This is a genomic window from Flavobacterium faecale, from assembly GCF_003076455.1.
Lineage (GTDB): Bacteria > Bacteroidota > Bacteroidia > Flavobacteriales > Flavobacteriaceae > Flavobacterium > Flavobacterium faecale.
Window position 1 is genome coordinate 2,492,290 of sequence record NZ_CP020918.1, and the last position, 20,211, is coordinate 2,512,500.

The following is a 20,211-nucleotide window of genomic DNA, read 5'->3' on the forward strand; positions in this document are numbered from 1 at the left end:
CTTAATTAAATTTTAGCAGACATTGATTTGCTTCTTTTTTTCGAAAATTAAGAACTACATGACAACATGGAACAACCTACCTTATCACGAGCCCAATCAGGGCGCTTAGCAAACCATTTTTGCTGTTCCGGTTGTTCAGCATACGGATTTTTAAGCAGTTGAAACAATTCGTCAATCAAACTATAATCTTCTTTGTCGGCTGCGTCAATAGCAAGTTGCGACATATAGTTGCGTAAAACATATTTAGGATTTACCGCATTCATTTTTTCGCTACGTTCTGAGTTTGTTTCGTTTTCGAAAACCAATCTTTGGTTGTATTGTTCAAACCAAAGCGTCCATGTTGCTGTCACTTCAGGATATTCTTCTACCGACTGATAAAATGCATCTTGAATAATCGCAATTCCATTTTCAGGCTTTCCATTTTCGAACTGACTTAGATTTCGATAAAAAATGGTCATATCTGTTTCTATCAAATGCAAGTTTTCTTCGAGTAACTGAATAAATTTGTCATCGCCTTCTTGATCCGTATACAAACCAATTTTGGAACGCATCATGTTCAAATATTTTACGTCATACTGTGTTCTGTAACTTTCTAAAACAGCTTCGAGTCCGGCTGCTTCATCAATAAGTGGGTAGAGCGCATTGGCAAGCTGGTAGAGATTCCACAAAACCATTTCGGGTTGTTTGCCATAACGGTAGCGCTTGTTTTGCGCATCGGTCGTATTGGGAGTCCATCCATAATCATAACCTTCGAGCCAGCCGTATGGGCCATAATCGATTGTGAGTCCAAGAATTGACATATTATCGGTATTCATGACGCCGTGTACAAAACCAACGCGTTGCCAATGCAAAACCATATCTAAACTTCTGTTTGTTACTTCTTGAAAAAACTTCAAATAGGTCTCTTTTGAAGGGCTTCCTAAATCACTGTAAAAATGGTTAATTGTATAGTCTACCAAAGTTTTTAAAGTTTCATAATCCTGTCGAGCAGCAAAGATTTGGTAGTTACCAAAACGCAAAAAACTAGGAGCAAGGCGACTAACAATAGCTCCTTTTTCATAAGCTGGATTTCCGTTGTACAACATATCACGTAGCACTTGATCACCTGATAAGGAGAGAGACAAGGCACGGGTAGTGGGTACACCTAGGTGAAACATGGCCTCGCTACACAAGTACTCCCGTACAGAGGAGCGTAAAACGGCTAATCCATCTGCGGTTCTAGAATAAGGTGTTTTACCAGCGCCTTTGAGTTGTATTGCCCAGCGTTGGTTGTTATGCAACAGTTCGGTCAAATTAATTGCGCGTCCATCACCAAGTTGACCTGCCCAGTTACCAAATTGAAAACCACCGTAGCACATAGCATAGGGTTGGGTGTTGGGTAGGATTTCGTTACCAGTAACAATATTTTTGAAATAGTCAGATTGCGTGTTTTCGATTGTGATTCCGATATTTTCTGCCATTTCGGGCGAAACATGTAGCACTTTTGGATTTGCAGTTTTGGTAGGGGTAACAAAAGAGAAGCAAGCTTTTTCTACCTGTCTGATGCTATTGGTCATTATTGGGTCTGCTGGTAATTCTTTATTGAAGGTATCTTGTATGTTGAGTTTCATGAGCGTTTTATTTAATACAAAGATACGAATACTAATGTAGTGCTGTGCTTGGATAAGGTTTTTAAAAATTATCGAATTGTAAAAGTTGAGAAGAATAATTTAGTAGCTAATGTAAACTGACAACAATGAAAAATAGGACTTTAATATGTTTCTAGTGTTTTGCATGAGGGATTGCAGTGAAATCCTTTTTTGAGGCTTTTTTGCCTTAAAAAAGATTGGAACGAAAAGCCCGACGCTGGTGAAACGGAGTGGAAGCAGGGGCATGCCCAAATAATTTTTGAAGTGTATTATTTTATATACGACTTTAGAATTTAAAATACGGGTACTTTTCGAAATTAAACTATCTTTGCGCTCCCGAATGGTCGGGTGAACAATCGGTACAAAAAACGAAGTATGAAGTTTGATTTATTAAAAAAAGATCCGCAGTCTAAGGCTAGAGCAGGAAGTATAACGACAGATCACGGTGTGATTGAAACCCCTATTTTTATGCCAGTTGGTACGGTAGCATCTGTTAAAGGTGTGCACCAGAGAGAATTGCGTGAAGATATTAATCCAGATATTATTTTAGGGAATACCTACCATTTATACCTTAGACCCAAAACTGAAATTTTGGAAAAGGCAGGTGGATTGCATAAATTTATGAATTGGGATCGTCCTATTTTGACTGATTCTGGTGGGTATCAAGTATATTCACTTTCATCGAATAGAAAAATTAAGGAAGACGGTGTGAAGTTTAAATCACATATTGATGGATCTTACCACGTTTTTACGCCCGAGAATGTAATGGAAATTCAGCGTACCATTGGGGCTGATATTATCATGGCATTTGATGAATGTACGCCTTATCCATGTGATTATCACTACGCACGTCGCTCAATGAATATGACGCACCGTTGGTTGGAAAGATGTATTACACATTTGGATAAATTACCCATGAAATATGGTTATAACCAACACTTTTTCCCGATTATACAAGGAAGTGTTTATAAAGATTTGAGAGAAAAATCGGCAGAATATATCGCCAACACAAACCAAGTTGGTAATGCTATTGGTGGTCTATCTGTTGGAGAACCTGCAGAAGAAATGTATGCTATGACAGAGGTTGTAACAGCAATTTTGCCTGAGGACAAACCTCGTTATTTAATGGGTGTTGGTACTCCGATTAATATTTTGGAAAATATCGCACTAGGTATCGATATGTTTGACTGTGTGATGCCTACCCGTAATGCTAGAAACGGAATGTTGTTTACAGCAAATGGTACGATCAATATTAAAAATAAAAAATGGGAAGCAGACTTTTCTCCTATTGATGACATGGCAATTACTTGGGTAGATACAGAATATACAAAAGCCTATTTGCGCCATCTTTTTGCAGCTAATGAGTATTTGGGGAAACAAATTGCTACGATACATAACCTAGGTTTCTATATGTGGTTGGTACGTGAGGCTAGAAAACACATCATTGCAGGTGATTTTAGAACTTGGAAAGACATGATGGTCAAAAATATGAGCCAACGTTTGTAAAAAAATGTTTGAAGTTTTTTTGTTTAAAGTTGCTAATTTGTACTAAGAATTAGCAACAGTTTTAAAACGAAGACTTTTAAACTTTTTTAACCTTAAACTTTTTGTATGTTAACAATATTAGATAAGTACATTTTAAAGAGATATTTGGCCACTTTTGTGACCATGTTGGCGATGTTCGTTCCTATTGGGATCATCGTTGACGTGTCTGAAAAGATCAACTTCATGATCGAAAATAAGGTGCCGTTTCTTAAAATTGCAGTCTACTATTACCATTTTACGATTTACTTTGCCAACAATTTATTCCCTATATTTCTGTTTTTGTCTATTATTTGGTTTACCTCCAAACTAGCTAATAATACAGAGATTATAGCCATTTTGAGTTCGGGAATTTCATTTACACGGTTCTTGAGACCCTATATTATTGGTGCTACATTGGTATCGATTTTTGTGTTGATTATGGGCTTCTTTGTAGTGCCCGTTTCTAGTGAGGGTTTTAATAATTTCAGGTATACTTATCTACGTACAAATGGGCAACAAGCCATGCGGGGTGATAACACAGACGTATACAGGCAGATTAATGATACCGATTTTTTGTATGTGAACAGCTATAATGCGAGTTCGAAAACGGCTTTTAATTTTTCGTTAGAAAAATTCGATAAGGATAAAATGGTTTCGAAAATCACTGCTAGTAGAATACAGTGGAACCCAGCAGATAGTACCTACACCATGTATGATTACAAAAAAAGAACAGTGGGTGCTTTGGGGGACGTTATTGTAAGAGAGCCTGAAAAGAAAACAAAGTTCGGCTTTGAGCTTGAAGATTTGACGCCGGTGATTTACATTGCAGAAACGTTGACCTTGGATAAACTGACGGCTTTTATTGATAAAGAAAGAGCCAGAGGTTCTTCTAATATCAATATTTATATGGTGGTTTTATACAAGAAATTTAGTGTACCTATTTCTGCATTTATACTTACGATCATAGCCGTTTCTGTATCTGCTATGAAGCGTAGGGGAGGAATGGGAATGAACCTAACCATCGGAATCGCAATTGCTTTTGGCTTTGTGTTTTTTGATAAAGTCTTTGGGGTTATCGCAGAGAAAACAACATTTTCTCCGTTTATAGCCGTTTGGTTTCCTAATTTTATTTTTGGAATTTTAGCAATATTTTTACTTCGAAATGCAAAACGATAGTCTCAAAAGTTACTTAACCCTTCATTTTATAGTTTTTATTTGGGGGTTCACAGCCGTTTTAGGTGCGCTTTTAACAATTGAATCAAGTGCAATTGTTTGGTACAGAATGCTAATGGCATCTTGCTTTTTGGGACTATATATTCTTTATAAAAAAAAGTCATTCAAAGTAGGTCTAAACTTCTTTATGAAGCTAGTCTTTGTAGGTTTATTAATTGCCCTGCATTGGATATTATTCTTCAAAGCAATTCAAGTTTCAAACGTATCCATTACGCTCTCCATATTTTCGTTAGGAGCATTTTTAGCCTCGTTGATGGAGCCACTTTTTTATGGTAGAAAAATAATTGCCTACGAAGTATTTTTTGGCCTCATAACAATCCTTGGTTTAGGATTGATTATGCAGGTTGAGGTCCATTATCTCGAGGGTATGATGTATGCCTTTATCTCTATATTAATTGGTGTTTTGTTCACTATTTTTAACGGAAAATTGATTCAGAAGCATGATGCTACTGTAATCACATTTTATGAGTTTTTGTCGGGTGTATTTTTTATTAGTATCTATTATATAAGCCAACAACGCTTCACAGCAGACTTTTTTGTCTTAAGTACTAATGATTGGATGGTTTTACTGGCATTGTCCTCTGTTTGCACTGCCTATGCATTTACAGCAGGGGTTAAGGTAATGGAAAAGCTTTCGCCTTATACCGTAATGCTAACGACGAATCTTGAGCCTGTTTACGGGATTGTACTAGCCTATTTAATTTTAGGCGATAAAGAAAAAATGAGTTTTGGATTCTACATCGGTGCCTTGCTTATTTTGGTGATGGTAATTATGAATGGCGTGTACAAAAACAAACGAAAATGGAGTAAAAAAGCAGTAAGAGAATAATCTAGACAGCCTAAATTCGAAATATATTAGATTAATGAAAATATGAAATACTTATTGGTCTTCATTAAGATTCATAGTTATTCGCATTATGAAAGTACAGTTGTATGTACACTATAAATTCGTTTGAATTATGATAATAGTAATTATAACGACCTGCGATAGCAAAATAAGGGCTTTAAATGGAATAAAAAGCCAATGATGTTGATAGTTAAACAGAAAATAAAAGTATTAAACGATATAAAATTTTATATTTGCAATCCAAATAAAATTTAAACGCACAAATCCTATGGAATATTTAGATTTTGAGCTTCCAATAAAAGAATTAGAAGAGCAGTTAGAAAAATGTCAGGTTATTGGTAAGGAGTCAGATGTTGATGTTACAGAAACCTGTACACAAATTAACCAAAAACTGATTGATACCAAGAAAAATATCTACGAAAACCTTACTGCATGGCAAAGAGTACAATTGTCAAGGCACCCAAGTAGACCTTATACGTTAGATCACATTAGAGCTATCTGTGGCGAAAGTTTCCTAGAATTACATGGAGATCGTAACTTTAAAGATGATAAAGCGATGATTGGTGGTTTGGGTAAAATTGGCGGGCAATCGTTTATGATTGTTGGTCAACAAAAAGGATTTAATACCAAAACACGTCAGTATAGAAATTTTGGAATGGCAAATCCAGAAGGGTATAGAAAAGCTTTGCGATTGATGAAAATGGCAGAGAAATTCAATATTCCAGTTCTTACTTTAATTGACACTCCTGGTGCATATCCTGGATTAGAAGCTGAAGAAAGAGGACAAGGAGAAGCTATTGCTAGAAATATTTTCGAAATGGTTCGTTTAAAAGTGCCTATCATTACCGTTATTGTTGGTGAAGGTGCATCTGGTGGAGCATTAGGAATTGGAGTAGGAGACAAAGTATACATGCTTGAAAATACATGGTATTCTGTAATTTCTCCAGAATCTTGTTCTTCTATTTTATGGAAAAGCTGGGAATACAAAGAGATAGCCGCTGATGCCTTGAAACTGACTTCGGCAGATATGAAAAGACAAAATTTAGTTGACGATATTATTCCTGAGCCACTTGGTGGAGCACACTATGATAGAGAAACAACTTTCAAAACAGTTGAAGAATATATCTTGAAAGGATTCAATGAGTTGAAAGACTTATCAACAGAGGACTTAATCGCACAGAGAATGGCTAAATATTGTGCTATGGGTGAATTTCAAGAGTAAAAACTTACTTTTAATAATTAAATCCGAAGCCTTGTCGTTTCGGATTTTTTTTTGGTTATAAACAAAAATGAGCAAGTTGTAAACAAATATTTGTAACAACTAAATTCTCTTATTTTTATAAATTACGTTACTTTCGTTACATGGAAAATTTCAAGAATGCATATCCGGCAAAAGCGGATAAATCAGCAGTTATTAGTCTGGAAAAAGGGAAGTTACCTCCACAGGTGATCGATTTGGAAGAGGCGGTTCTAGGAGCCATGATGATTGATAAAAAAGGAGTTGATGACGTAATTGATATTTTGCAGCCCGATGCTTTTTACAAGGAGGCTCATAGACATATTTTTGAGGCGATTGTAGAATTGTTTACCGAGACACAACCAATAGATTTATTGACCGTTTCGGCTCAATTAAGAAAAAATGCAAAATTAGAATTAGCCGGAGGAGATTTCTACTTGATTCAACTTACGCAAAAAATATCCTCTTCTGCCCATATTGAATTTCACTCTAGAATTATACTTCAAAAATTTATTCAACGTAGTTTAATTCGAATTTCAACAGAAATTATAGAAGCATCCTATGATGAAACTACAGATGTCTTCAACTTATTAGATCAAGCTGAATCGAAATTATATGAGGTTACACAAGGTAACATCAAACGTAGTTCTGAGACTGCACAAAGTTTGGTACTCCAAGCGAAAAAGAAAATTGAAGAAATTAGTAAGCAAGAAGGGTTAAGTGGTGTCGAAACAGGTTTTACTAATCTCGATAAATTGACTTCCGGTTGGCAGCCAAGTGATTTAATTATTATCGCTGCGAGACCTGCGATGGGAAAAACTGCTTTTGTACTTTCTATGGCCCGAAATATGGCAATAGATTATGGGCATCCAGTAGCATTATTCTCTCTGGAGATGGCATCTGTACAGCTGATTACTCGTTTAATTTCGTCTGAAACGGGACTTCCTTCCGAAAAATTACGTACCGGAAAATTAGAACCTCACGAGTGGACGATGTTGAGTACCAAAGTGAAAAATTTAGAAAAAGCACCACTCTATATTGATGATACGCCCTCACTTTCGATCTTTGACCTTAGAGCAAAAGCTAGACGTTTGGTATCGCAACACGGAATCAAAATTATAATTATCGATTATTTGCAGTTGATGACTGCGGGTGGAAACGGTAAAGGAGGAGGAAACCGTGAGCAAGAGATTTCTACTATTTCTCGAAATTTAAAAGCTTTGGCAAAAGAACTAAATGTGCCAGTTATTGCACTTTCTCAACTTTCGCGTGCTGTTGAAACCCGTGGATCTAGTAAAAGACCACTACTTTCCGACCTTCGTGAATCTGGGGCGATTGAACAGGATGCCGATATCGTTTCCTTTTTGTACCGTCCAGAATACTATAAAATTGAAGAATGGGATGATGATGAAGCTTCGCCAACTACAGGACAAGCTGAAATTATGATCGCTAAACACCGTAATGGTGGAATCGAAAATGTTCGTTTAAAGTTTATCGGGCATCTTGGTAAGTTTGATAATCTTGATGACTTTAGCGGAAATTATGATGATTTGCCTTCATCAATGAATCAGGATGATAATCCATTTTCAAGTAAAAGCCTCCCATCAGCTAATGAAGCTTTTGGAAGTACTTTTAATGATGACGATGATGATGATAGTGACATGCCGTTTTAATACTCTTTTAAAATAAATCATACTAGACTTTGCTTATGTAGAAATACTAAAGCAAAGTTTTTTTGTTTCTATCCAATTGGATAAAATTATAAAACAGTCTTTAAATATTTTTGGATACTTTACTTTTAGTTTGACCAATGATCTGCGTGCAATTCGTATAAATTCCTTTATCTTTGAGTAAAATAGTCAATAATGGGTTTAAAAAGCACAAGCATTTTAATATTAATTCTGGTATCCTTTTCGGTAAAAGCATCTTTTATTTTACTCCCAATGGATGATACTACACAGCAAAACCACCTCAAAGCATACGGTATTACCTTTTGGTGTTTAGAAAAAAAATACAAGGCAAGTTGGTTACTCAACTATCGTGGTGGTTCTTTTTTATTGCCAGATGCGTCTGATATTCGAAAGGAATGTCAAGTAAGAGGAGTAAGTTTTGAAATACTATCTGATGCTGATACAAATTCGATATTAAACGAAATTGCCAGCCCATCTCAAAATATGGAAACGGTTGTATTAGAAAAAGCGCCAAAAATTGCTGTATATACCCCGAAAGGCAAACAACCTTGGGATGATGCAGTAACGTTAGTACTTACCTATGCCGAAATTCCGTTTACGCCCATATATGATGAAGAAGTTTTGAGTGATCAATTGATTATGTACGACTGGTTACACCTGCATCATGAAGATTTTTCGGGACAATACGGAAAATTTTATGCTTCTTTTAAAAGTACGCCTTGGTATATTGAACAAAAAAAGAGTGCTGAAGAAATGGCTGCAAAGTTAGGCTACAGCAAAGTATCGCAGGAAAAGGGCGCAGTAGCAAAAAAAATTAGAGATTTTGTAATCGGTGGTGGTTTTATGTTTGCGATGTGTTCTGCTACCGATAGCTTTGATATTGCTTTAACTGCTGATGGTGTAGATATTTGTGAACCAATGTTTGACGGAGATCCATCAGAGGCTAATTACCAATCCAAGCTAATTTTTGCAAATTCGTTTGCTTTCAAGGATTTTACTTTAGAAAGAAGACCTGAGAAATATGAATTTTCAGATATCGATATGACAGAAACCAGACGTGTGCCCATGGATAAAGATTATTTTACCTTGATGCAGTTTTCTGCAAAATGGGATGCTATTCCGAGTATGTTATGTCAGAATCACACACAGTTGGTCAAAGGATTTATGGGACAAACTACAGCTTTTGATGCTAGTTTGATTAAATCGAACGTCCTTGTCATGGGAACTTGTGAGCTCAACGGTGAGGCACGCTACATTCATGGTGAGAAAGGGAAAGGTATGTTCACCTTTTTTAGTGGTCACGACCCCGAGGATTATCAGCATCAAGTAGGTGATCCACCAACGGTATTGGATCTACATCCTAACTCTCCTGGATATCGTTTAATCCTTAATAATGTATTGTTTCCTGCTGCTCGTAAAAAGAAACAAAAAACATAAAGTAGTTATGCGCTTGACAAAACAAATGTCGGACTATATAGTTTGAGATAAAAAAATGCTATTCTTTTTGAGAATAGCATTTTTTAGTTTTAATTGGACTTATTTGAGATCCAAAAAATATTTGTTTCCGTTGGCATCTGTAGCAATTGCTTTATTGCGACCAGGTGCAGGTTCTACAACGACATCAAACGTTTGTTTTTCATATGTGCTGTATACTTGGCCTTCTCCTAGTTTTCCATTGAGATTCAAGTCACCTGACACATCATGGCCGTTTTCATCTGTACCCGTTGCCGAATAATCATAACGGTAGGTCTTTGGAGCATAACCATAGCAGCCATTTTGACTTTTGTTCATGCGCAATCCGTATTGTTGCCGTTTTACAATAGGAGCTTCTGCTAACTTTTCCTCTTTTTTACAAGAAATTAGAGTTAGTAACATCAAAGTTGTAGTAAGTAATTTCATGAGGGGCATCATTTTATTTTACAAACTTAACGTTACTTTATTTCATTTCTTTGCGGAAAACCTCATTTTGATCCTTTTTTTATAAAATTTTAATTTTCGTTTTTTTTCTGTATATGTAATCACATTGCAATAGTTTTTAAATTATCATTATAGCAATCCTAGGTCTTTTGTAGTAGCAATAAGCTGTACATTATTTACGGCCTTGAAGTACACTTTTAATTTAGTTATTCTTTTTTCAATGCTGCTAGGACTGCTAGGTTGTATTTTCTTTGATTTAAAAGCTGCCGAAATTTCACCCAATGTATTACCTTTCGCCATCAGTTTCAAGATAAAAATATCATAATCTTCAATCTCAATAAGTTGTTGCTCTTTGAGTAGTTTTTCAATTTCGATTGGCATCACTGGTTTAATATTAGAAAAAGCTTGAACGATTGTAGTACTTAAATTCGGAATACTATCGCGACCTTTAATAATGTAACCATCAATGGCATATTTTTCGAATAATGATCGAATGCGATATGACTTGTCTTCAACACTAAAAACTATAATTTTAAGGCTCGGTTGGATTTTCTTTACCGATGCAATTAGGTCTTCTCCATTATTGATATTGTTTTTCTGAAAATTATCTTTAAAGGATAAGTCGGTGATGAGTAAATCAAATGGTTTTTTTTCGATTAATGATTTTTTGATCTTTAAATAGGCATCGTCGCAGTACGCAGCGAGATGAATATCGTCAATACTCAATTGCCGCACAACGGTTTGCACGGTGTCACAAACGATGTCGAGGTCATCTGTGATTAGAACTTTCTTAAACATATTTGGGGCGTTTTTAAAAGAGGTTATATTTATTTTTAAGTAGGTATTTCTATTGAAACTTTAAAGCCGCTCGTATCGGTTTCGAAGGTGATTGTTCCATTACTATGATGTATTCGCTCTTGAATGTTCGTTAGTCCAGCGCCAAATTCCAAGGTTGGGCTGTTATTTCCTTTCCCATTATCCGAATAGCTCAAGTGTAACGATGATTCATTTTTTTTAAATCGAAATAAAACGACGCTGCAATTGCTATGTTTTTTCATATTGACCAATAATTCCTGAACAATGCGATAAAGGTCAACTTTACTTTGGGATGTAATTTTGCTCCAATCTATTTGATCTAAGCCATTAACTATGATATTAGTATCAAGGTTTGAATAATCAGTCATCATGATTCTTAAATCCTTCTCATATCTTGTCCCAACTTCGATAGGTTTAGTTTGTATTGAAAAATCTCTAATTCGATTGTAAATTTTATTCAGTTTTTCTAATATAGTCTGCTTATTTTCCGTTTCCGAAAGATCATTTATCTCGCCATAAGCAATGGTCTGATATAGATCGTTGGCTAATTCATCATGAATTTGTTTCGAAATGCGTGACTCAGTCTCTATAGTTGCTCGAATTTTTTCTTGTTTATTTTTGGAAAGTAAATTACGAATTATTAAAGTGGTTAGCAAGATACCAATGATGGTTATTAAACCGGCTATACTATTTTTATTCTTCTGTTGTTCATTCAAAAGTATTTTTTCAGTTTTAAGCAAACTATTTTCCTTTTCGAAGGTACTGAAATCATACTTTAGCTTTGCAAATAGGTTTTTAGAATTGTTACGTACTTTGGTAATACTATCATTAATTTTAAGGTATAGTATGGCGTATTGCTTTGATGCATCAGGTTTAGAATTTTGAATTAGGCTGTATAGTGAGAGCAATCGCTCATCAGTTGCCTTTATTCTGCTTGCGCACTGATAAGCTTGCAGTGCATAATAATTAGATGAATCTATATCTGTTTTTGAGTAATGCTGTGACAAATACAAATTATTTGCTGTTACAATAGAGTTCTCATTCTTTGGTGTAATTCGCCTAGCTTTATGTAAAAAGGCAATTCCTTTTCTATCACCCACTGAGGAGTAACAATGACCAAGGTTCATTAGTACAATTGACTTAAGATAATTGTTACTTTCTAAAGAAAGATTTTTGTTTAAAATTTCAAGTTTTTGGATAGCAGTTGAAAAGTCTTTTGTTTCTAAATATACCCATGCAATATTATTTTCTATGTTTAGAAAATCTTTACTATTCTTGCGTCTAAAGGTTGAGGCCTTTTGAAAACAACTTAGTGCTTTATGAAATTGTTTTTGTAAGGTGTAAATGTTACCTAAATTTATATAAATATCATAATTACGTGGATCATGAATATCGTTATTTAGTAACTCCAATCCATCAATACAGCTCTTTTCTGCATTACTAAAATCTGTTTGATAGTATTGAATTATCGCAATACTAAGTAATGAGTAAAACATCCGACTAGTATCCTTCTTAGTTTCCGCTGCTATTTTACCTTTGTAATAATATTCAATAGCCTGATCATAGTCTATTTTTGCAAAGTAGCTGTCAGCTCTATTGATTAGGCTATCGGTTGTTTTCCGATCTATTTTGGCCTTCTCAAAATGAGGTTTTTTTTGATCACAGTATTGTAGGGATACTGCGATTAGAAGTAGGAGGTAAGTGTGGTATTTTGGAGCAATCATAAATCGAATATACAATTTTTTCTAATTCTACATTCTGTTCGGCAATCAAAACATTGGATTTAGGTCAAAAAAAAACCCCATCTCGCAAGGCGGATGAGGTTTTCTATATAAGTAAGTAATCTTAAATCGAGTTGATAAAACGTTTATTTTACTTTATTAAGTACAGCTTTGAATGCTTCTGGGTGGTTCATAGCCAAATCTGCAAGAACTTTACGGTTCAATTCGATATTGTTCTTTTTTACTTTACCCATGAATTGTGAATAAGACATTCCTTCCAATCTAGCTCCAGCGTTGATACGTTGAATCCATAATGCACGGAAATTTCTTTTGTTCACTTTTCTATCACGGTAAGCGTAGCACATTGCTTTCTCTACCGCATTTTTAGCAACTGTCCAAACGTTTTTACGTCTACCAAAGAAACCTTTGGCTTGCTTCATTATTTTTTTTCTTCTTGCTCTTTTAGCAACTGAATTTACCGATCTTGGCATAATTTTTATGTTTTTTTGTAGCAGGCGTCCCGAATTTAATCAAGAGAACTTAAAAGCCATACTCCAAGGTTATTTTAAATTGTTTTAACCTAAAGAAGTTAAAAAAAAGTTAGAGGTTAGAAGTTACCTATTATAAGTTTTGACACTCTGCTCAGATAACTTTTAACGATTAACAATTATATAATTCTTAATTGTTGTTTGATACTTTTCATATCTGTTTTGTGAACTAGCGCTGAGTGTGTCAAGGCTAATTTACGTTTCTTAGATTTTTTAGTCAAGATGTGACTTTTAAAAGCATGCTTTCTTTTAATCTTTCCAGAACCAGTAACTTTAAAACGTTTCTTGGCGCTAGATTTGGTTTTCATTTTAGGCATTTTTTCCTAGTGTTTTTTAATTTATTCTTACTTACTTATATTTTCTAGCTATTAGCTCTTGGCTGATAACTTTTAGCTAAAGGCTAATAGCCAAGAGCTTATTTTTTCTTCTTAGGAGCAATGAACATAATCATTCTCTTTCCTTCCAAAACTGGCATCGCTTCTACTTTACCAAATTCTTCTAGATCTGTTGCTAATCTTAACAACAAGATTTGACCTTGGTCTTTGTAAATGATAGAACGACCTTTAAAGAATACAAATGCTTTTAATTTTGATCCTTCTTTCAAGAATTTCTCAGCATTTTTTCTTTTAAATTCATAATCGTGCTCATCTGTCTGAGGACCAAAACGAATTTCCTTCACAGTTACCTGTGTTGATTTAGCTTTTAAGATTTTGTCACGTTTCTTTTGCTCGTAAACAAATTTCTTGTAATCCATAATCTTGCAAACCGGTGGTTCTGCATTAGGCGAAATTTCTACAAGATCCAATTCAAATTGGTCTGCTAATCTCAATGCTTCAGCAAGTTTAAAAACTCCTGGTTCGATGTTCTCACCAACAAGTCTCACTTCTTGCAACCCACGAATATGTTGATTTATTCTATGAGCATCCTTTTTTTCTACGCGAGGTTGATAACCTCTATTGCTTCTTATTGCTATGGCTTTATAATTTAAGTTAAACTGTAAATGTTTTTAATGTCTTTTTAATCTCTTCGTCAACAATAGCAGCAAATTCTTCTATTGTTATCGTAATATTTCCTTTTCCTTCTTGGCCATGACGACGGATAGAAATCGTACCATTTTTCTCCTCTTCCTCACCTACAATTAGCATAAACGGAATTTTCTGCATCTCTGCATCTCTAATCTTCTTCCCGATTGTCTCATTTCTGTTGTCAATCTGGGCGCGAATTTCGTGATTTTCTAGCAAATCTAAAACTTTTTTGGCATATATTTCATATTTCTCGCTCAAAGACAAGATAATAGCCTGTTCAGGCATTAACCACAATGGGAAATTTCCTGCAGTGTGTTCTAGCAAGATAGCAATGAAGCGTTCCATGGAACCAAATGGAGCTCTGTGAATCATCACTGGTCGGTGCAATTCATTGTCAGATCCTTTGTATGTTAATTCAAAACGTTCTGGTAAATTGTAATCAACCTGAATCGTTCCTAATTGCCATTGTCTTCCCAAAGCATCTTTTACCATAAAGTCAAGCTTAGGGCCATAAAAAGCGGCTTCGCCATACTCAACCACAGTTCGTAAACCTTTGTCAGCAGCAGCGTTTATAATAGCGCTTTCTGCTTTTTCCCAATTTTCGTCTGTACCAATGTATTTTTCTCTGTTCTCTTTGTCTCTTAACGAAATCTGAGCTGTAAAATCTTCAAAACCTAATGATCCAAATACATAAAGAACCAAATCGATTACTTTCTTGAACTCTTCGTCCAATTGTTCCGGAGTACAAAAAATATGCGCATCATCTTGAGTAAACCCTCTCACACGTGTCAAACCATGAAGCTCACCACTTTGCTCGTAACGGTAAACAGTACCAAATTCAGCATAACGCTTAGGTAAATCTTTATAAGACCAAGGACGTACGTTATAGATTTCACAGTGATGTGGGCAGTTCATCGGTTTTAATAAAAACTCTTCACCTTCGTTAGGAGTAGTTATCGGTTGAAAACTGTCTGCACCATATTTTGCATAATGGCCCGAAGTTACATAAAGTTCTTTTTGTCCAATATGAGGTGTCGCAACTTGCTCGTAACCTGCTTTTTTCTGTGCTTTTTTCAAAAATTGCTCTAGTCTTTCTCTCAAAGCAGCGCCTTTAGGCAACCATAACGGCAAACCTGCACCTACTTTTTGTGAAAAAGCAAATAATTCCAATTCTTTACCTAATTTTCTATGATCTCTACGCTTTGCCTCTTCAAGCAATGCTAGATATTCTGTTAGATCCTTTTGTTTTGGAAAAGAAGTACCGTATACACGAGTCAATTGCTTGTTTTTCTCGTCTCCACGCCAATATGCACCCGCAACACTCATTACCTTCATAGCCTTTATGATTCCAGTATTTGGAATATGACCTCCGCGACACAAATCCGTAAAGGTATCATGGTCGCAAAAAGTAATTGTACCGTCTTCAAGGTTGGTAATCAACTCTGTTTTATAAACATTGTCCTTATATAGCTCCAAAGCATCTGCTTTAGTTACAGGGCGCAATTTAAATTCATGTTTCCCTCTCGAAATTTCAAGAACACGATCTTCGATTTTCTTAAAGTCTGCTTCTGTTATTTTTTGTTCTTCAAAATCAACATCATAGTAAAAACCATTTGCAATCGCAGGTCCCAATGTCAATTTGATTCCAGGATACATTTCCTCAAGAACTTGCGCCATAACGTGCGAAGTCGAATGCCAGAAAGCTTTTTTACCACCTTCATCATTCCATGTATATAAAACAAGACTTCCGTCCGTGGTCAATGGAGTCGAAGTTTCAATGGTGGTACCATTAAATGATGCCGAAATTACATTTCTAGCAAAACCTTCGCTAATACTTTTAGCTACATCCATCGGAGTTACGTCAGGCGCATACTCTCTAACTGACCCATCGGGCAAAGTAATCTTAATCATTGTATATTAAATTTAAGATTGCAAATATAGCGCATTACAAAAATACATACAATATATAATAGGTTTGTTTTGATAAATTATAGTGTATAATATAGGTAGGGTTATAATAGGTTTAATCAATGCAGTTTTGTTTGAGTAATTGTTTTCGGGAGCAGTACATCCAGTTTGCATTTGCTAATGCAGTCCCGTTATCCGCTCCAATCTTTTTTGCGGCCAAAAAAAAGCCTCAAAAAAGGATTTCCACTACTACCGGGGCTAGGAGGGAAGTGTAGTTCTTCTTTGTTAATATCCTAAAGCATTATTTCAAACTACATAATATAGGTATGTAATTGGAATTAAACTGTAGCCTATGCACCTTTATGGTAGGATACTTTGTTAGCTACTGAAAAATGTCGAGCTATATTATACTGATTTGAATAGATTAGTCATCTTTTCGATGTAGAAGTATTTAGAGTCTAGCTACAGTTTATAATTGCAGGGCTATCAATGGATGTATATATTCTAAATCCATCTATTTTGTATCCTTGGTTATGTACGTCATAAATATCCATTGCGTTAAATTATAATAAATGTTTGCCTATTCGTCTATTTAAACATTGTACTGCTAATGAAACTTTAGAATCTGAATGATCCGTTATTCTAGTCATAAAGCATTACAGGTTGTATTTAATGTTTTTTAGTGAATCCAAGTGCTTTCTAGTTATAGCTTGTATGTATGTATGTATGTATGTATGTATGTATGTATGTATGTATGTATGTATGTATGTATGTATGCAAAATTGGGTGAGTGTTAATGAATCTGCATTTTATTAATAGTGACCAATTTCAGCTTACAAGCAATTTCATATATTTTAATCAAATTCTTTAATGCCGTTAGGCATGACATATAGGTAGGGGAAAAGATTTACGTCATCAAGGTAGTGCCGTAGGTATGGCATATCATTTCTAGTGAAATTCATTCTAATGTATTATGTTTAGAATAATGCTGCTAGATATCATATATATTTATAGTAAGTCCAAAAGATTACACGCTACAATTTGTTAACTACAATTCGCCGGAGTTATAAACAATGCTGTTAGGCATGATATATTGGTAGAATAATTTTATCACGTGATCAAGGTATTGCCGTAGGTACGACATACTAATTCAAAAGGCAGATCTAGGATTTTAATTCTAGTCACGTTCATCATGATATAGTACGTTTAGAATAATAGCATCAGGCACCATAAATAATTTAGTAGATTGAAGTAATTCACATTGTACAGCATATTGTCTGCGATTCACTATTGGTGTAATTAGTGCCGTTAGGCACGATATATTGGGTAGCCAAAAAATATCACACCATCATGATTGTGCCGTAGGTAAGACATATCGTTTCTAGTTACATTCATTTTAATGTACTATGTGTAGAATGATGCTGCTACATATCATATATAGTTGTAGCGAGTCCATGAGGTTAGAGCGCAACGATATATTAACTACAATTCACCATTGGTATAAACAATGCCGTTAGGTATGACATATCGGTAGTAAAAAAGATTTAGATCATCGAGGTAGTGCCGTAGGTACGACATATCATCCTGGGAGCAGAACTGGTCTTTCCGCTCTAATCAAATACATTCTGAAATATAAATTAAGTAATAAAAGCCGTGAGACCTACCATAATTTATAGAATCAGAAGCAATACAGGCTATAAATACAATATAATAAAGCCAATCTAAGAATCAAAACCACCCAATCCAACAAAACTCACACAAAGAAAACGATAAAACCACTCAAAATAAACTCCAAATTCGCACAAACCGTAAAAACGTTAAAACTCAAAGTTCACTTTTCCAGCCGATTAAAAAATAGATTAAAAAAAGGTTGGGTAAAAGTATTGAATAACGGAGTAGGCTCACTACTTTTGCACCCGCAACAACGAACAAGTTCACTGACACACTGGCAAGCATTACTGATATAGAGGAAGAAATTCTTCTAAAAAAAATATCAAATAAAGCTTGTGAGATTAAAGTAAACGAATTACTTTTGCACCCCGCAGAATGAGACAAGTTATTTGACAGACTGGTAAGAAGAATAAAGAAAATGAGATTTAGGTCTTGAAAAAAAAACTTTAAATTTTTCTTGCGAGAAACGAAATAGTTTTCTACTTTTGCACCCGCTTCGAGAAACATGTTTAACATGTTGATTGAAACGAAAAAACAAGATAAGAATACGTTCCTAGACATATTGAATTGACAGCCGTTTTAAGAGAGATCTTAAGACAAAAGAATAAGAGTAATAGAATTGAGAGATTTTAAAAAACCACTAGACCTTCAGTCAAAAATAAATAGCTTAGCAATAAGCAAATAATATACGATGAAGAGTTTGATCCTGGCTCAGGATGAACGCTAGCGGCAGGCTTAACACATGCAAGTCGAGGGGTATTTATCTTCGGATAATGAGACCGGCGCACGGGTGCGTAACGCGTATGCAATCTACCTTTCACAGAGGGATAGCCCAGAGAAATTTGGATTAATACCTCATAGTATAGCTGAACCGCATGGTTCTACTATTAAAGATTTATCGGTGAAAGATGAGCATGCGTCCCATTAGTTAGTTGGTAAGGTAACGGCTTACCAAGACTACGATGGGTAGGGGTCCTGAGAGGGAGATCCCCCACACTGGTACTGAGACACGGACCAGACTCCTACGGGAGGCAGCAGTGAGGAATATTGGTCAATGGGCGCAAGCCTGAACCAGCCATGCCGCGTGCAGGATGAAGCATCTATGGTGTGTAAACTGCTTTTATACGAGAAGAAACAACGCTACGTGTAGCGTCTTGACGGTATCGTAAGAATAAGGACCGGCTAACTCCGTGCCAGCAGCCGCGGTAATACGGAGGGTCCAAGCGTTATCCGGAATCATTGGGTTTAAAGGGTCCGTAGGCGGTCAGATAAGTCAGTGGTGAAAGCCCATCGCTCAACGGTGGAACGGCCATTGATACTGTCTGACTTGAATTATTGGGAAGTAACTAGAATATGTAGTGTAGCGGTGAAATGCTTAGAGATTACATGGAATACCAATTGCGAAGGCAGGTTACTACCAATATATTGACGCTGATGGACGAAAGCGTGGGTAGCGAACAGGATTAGATACCCTGGTAGTCCACGCCGTAAACGATGGATACTAGCTGTTGGAAGCAATTTCAGTGGCTAAGTGAAAGTGATAAGTATCCCACCTGGGGAGTACGAACGCAAGTTTGAAACTCAAAGGAATTGACGGGGGCCCGCACAAGCGGTGGAGCATGTGGTTTAATTCGATGATACGCGAGGAACCTTACCAAGGCTTAAATGTAGATTGACCGGTTTGGAAACAGACTTTTCGCAAGACAATTTACAAGGTGCTGCATGGTTGTCGTCAGCTCGTGCCGTGAGGTGTCAGGTTAAGTCCTATAACGAGCGCAACCCCTGTTGTTAGTTGCCAGCGAGTCATGTCGGGAACTCTAACAAGACTGCCAGTGTAAACTGTGAGGAAGGTGGGGATGACGTCAAATCATCACGGCCCTTACGCCTTGGGCTACACACGTGCTACAATGGACGGTACAGAGAGCAGCCACTGGGCGACCAGGTGCGAATCTACAAAACCGTTCTCAGTTCGGATCGGAGTCTGCAACTCGACTCCGTGAAGCTGGAATCGCTAGTAATCGGATATCAGCCATGATCCGGTGAATACGTTCCCGGGCCTTGTACACACCGCCCGTCAAGCCATGGAAGCTGGGGGTGCCTGAAGTCGGTGACCGCAAGGAGCTGCCTAGGGTAAAACTGGTAACTAGGGCTAAGTCGTAACAAGGTAGCCGTACCGGAAGGTGCGGCTGGAACACCTCCTTTCTAGAGCCTTAATTGTTAGTTACGTAAGTGACACGTTAGGGAAAGAGACGAAAAGAGAAAGTGGAAAGAAAGATTGAGAATTTATTACTCTTGCTGTTAATTTAAAAAAATTGAATTAAAAAGAAATTTAAGAATAAGAGTGTCTCGTAGCTCAGCTGGTTAGAGTACTACACTGATAATGTAGGGGTCGACAGTTCGAGTCTGTCCGAGACAACTATTTACACTTAAAGGAAATTTTAGAAG

The 20,211-nt window shown here is 36.1% G+C and carries 14 protein-coding genes, 1 tRNA gene and 1 rRNA gene; 8 read left to right on the forward strand and 8 right to left on the reverse strand.

Annotated elements, in window-relative coordinates:
• Positions 1–47: 47 nt before the first annotated feature.
• The gene (locus FFWV33_RS10770; RefSeq protein WP_108740904.1) at positions 48–1,610 is read right to left on the reverse strand and encodes a protein adenylyltransferase SelO; all 1,563 of its coding nucleotides are present in this window, start codon (positions 1,608–1,610) and stop codon (positions 48–50) included.
• 393 nt (positions 1,611–2,003) lie between these two features.
• Here FFWV33_RS10770 and tgt point away from each other — a divergent pair, with 393 nt between their 5' ends.
• From tgt to FFWV33_RS10800, 6 genes are all read left to right on the forward strand, one after another.
• Positions 2,004–3,134 (forward strand): tRNA guanosine(34) transglycosylase Tgt, encoded by a 1,131-nt coding sequence (tgt, locus tag FFWV33_RS10775; RefSeq protein WP_108742528.1) that lies wholly within the window; start codon positions 2,004–2,006, stop codon positions 3,132–3,134.
• A gap of 105 nt (positions 3,135–3,239) precedes the next feature.
• On the forward strand, positions 3,240–4,328 hold the full coding sequence (locus FFWV33_RS10780; protein WP_108740905.1) for an LptF/LptG family permease: 1,089 nt from the start codon (positions 3,240–3,242) through the stop codon (positions 4,326–4,328).
• Positions 4,315–5,214, forward strand: coding sequence for a DMT family transporter (locus tag FFWV33_RS10785; protein WP_108740906.1), 900 nt, complete (start codon positions 4,315–4,317; stop codon positions 5,212–5,214). The genes FFWV33_RS10780 and FFWV33_RS10785 overlap by 14 nt, the downstream gene beginning before the upstream one ends.
• A 286-nt stretch (positions 5,215–5,500) precedes the next feature.
• Complete coding sequence (locus FFWV33_RS10790; RefSeq protein ID WP_108740907.1) at positions 5,501–6,454, forward strand: acetyl-CoA carboxylase carboxyltransferase subunit alpha; 954 nt, start codon at positions 5,501–5,503, stop codon at positions 6,452–6,454.
• 140 nt (positions 6,455–6,594) lie between these two features.
• On the forward strand, positions 6,595–8,142 hold the full coding sequence (gene dnaB / locus FFWV33_RS10795) for a replicative DNA helicase (protein WP_108740908.1): 1,548 nt from the start codon (positions 6,595–6,597) through the stop codon (positions 8,140–8,142).
• 192 nt (positions 8,143–8,334) lie between these two features.
• A complete protein-coding gene (locus FFWV33_RS10800) occupies positions 8,335–9,597 on the forward strand; it encodes an asparagine synthetase B (RefSeq protein WP_108740909.1) in 1,263 nt (420 codons plus the stop codon).
• Between the two features lie 99 nt (positions 9,598–9,696).
• Here FFWV33_RS10800 and FFWV33_RS10805 read toward each other — a convergent pair whose 3' ends face one another.
• The 7 genes from FFWV33_RS10805 to thrS all read right to left on the reverse strand — a co-directional run bounded on the left by FFWV33_RS10805 (position 9,697) and on the right by thrS (position 16,098).
• A complete protein-coding gene (locus FFWV33_RS10805; protein WP_108740910.1) occupies positions 9,697–10,059 on the reverse strand; it encodes a hypothetical protein in 363 nt (120 codons plus the stop codon).
• A 147-nt stretch (positions 10,060–10,206) separates the two neighbouring features.
• The gene (locus FFWV33_RS10810) at positions 10,207–10,875 is read right to left on the reverse strand and encodes a response regulator transcription factor (RefSeq protein ID WP_108740911.1); all 669 of its coding nucleotides are present in this window, start codon (positions 10,873–10,875) and stop codon (positions 10,207–10,209) included.
• Between the two features lie 35 nt (positions 10,876–10,910).
• Positions 10,911–12,617, reverse strand: a complete 1,707-nt coding sequence (locus FFWV33_RS10815; protein WP_108740912.1) for a tetratricopeptide repeat-containing sensor histidine kinase — start codon at positions 12,615–12,617, stop codon at positions 10,911–10,913.
• 143 nt (positions 12,618–12,760) lie between these two features.
• Positions 12,761–13,105: a 50S ribosomal protein L20 gene (gene rplT, locus FFWV33_RS10820; RefSeq protein ID WP_108740913.1), complete on the reverse strand. Its 345-nt coding sequence runs from the start codon at positions 13,103–13,105 to the stop codon at positions 12,761–12,763.
• 176 nt (positions 13,106–13,281) lie between these two features.
• Positions 13,282–13,479, reverse strand: a complete 198-nt coding sequence (rpmI, locus tag FFWV33_RS10825) for a 50S ribosomal protein L35 (RefSeq protein ID WP_022827375.1) — start codon at positions 13,477–13,479, stop codon at positions 13,282–13,284.
• Between the two features lie 98 nt (positions 13,480–13,577).
• Complete coding sequence (infC, locus tag FFWV33_RS10830) at positions 13,578–14,054, reverse strand: translation initiation factor IF-3 (RefSeq protein ID WP_425433133.1); 477 nt, start codon at positions 14,052–14,054, stop codon at positions 13,578–13,580.
• A 97-nt stretch (positions 14,055–14,151) separates the two neighbouring features.
• Positions 14,152–16,098, reverse strand: a complete 1,947-nt coding sequence (gene thrS, locus FFWV33_RS10835) for a threonine--tRNA ligase (RefSeq protein ID WP_108740915.1) — start codon at positions 16,096–16,098, stop codon at positions 14,152–14,154.
• A 2,356-nt stretch (positions 16,099–18,454) separates the two neighbouring features.
• Between thrS and FFWV33_RS10845 the strand changes: the two genes are divergently transcribed.
• Positions 18,455–19,968, forward strand: a 16S ribosomal RNA gene (locus tag FFWV33_RS10845).
• Between the two features lie 140 nt (positions 19,969–20,108).
• Positions 20,109–20,182 (forward strand) — tRNA-Ile (locus tag FFWV33_RS10850).
• Positions 20,183–20,211 lie beyond the last annotated feature (29 nt).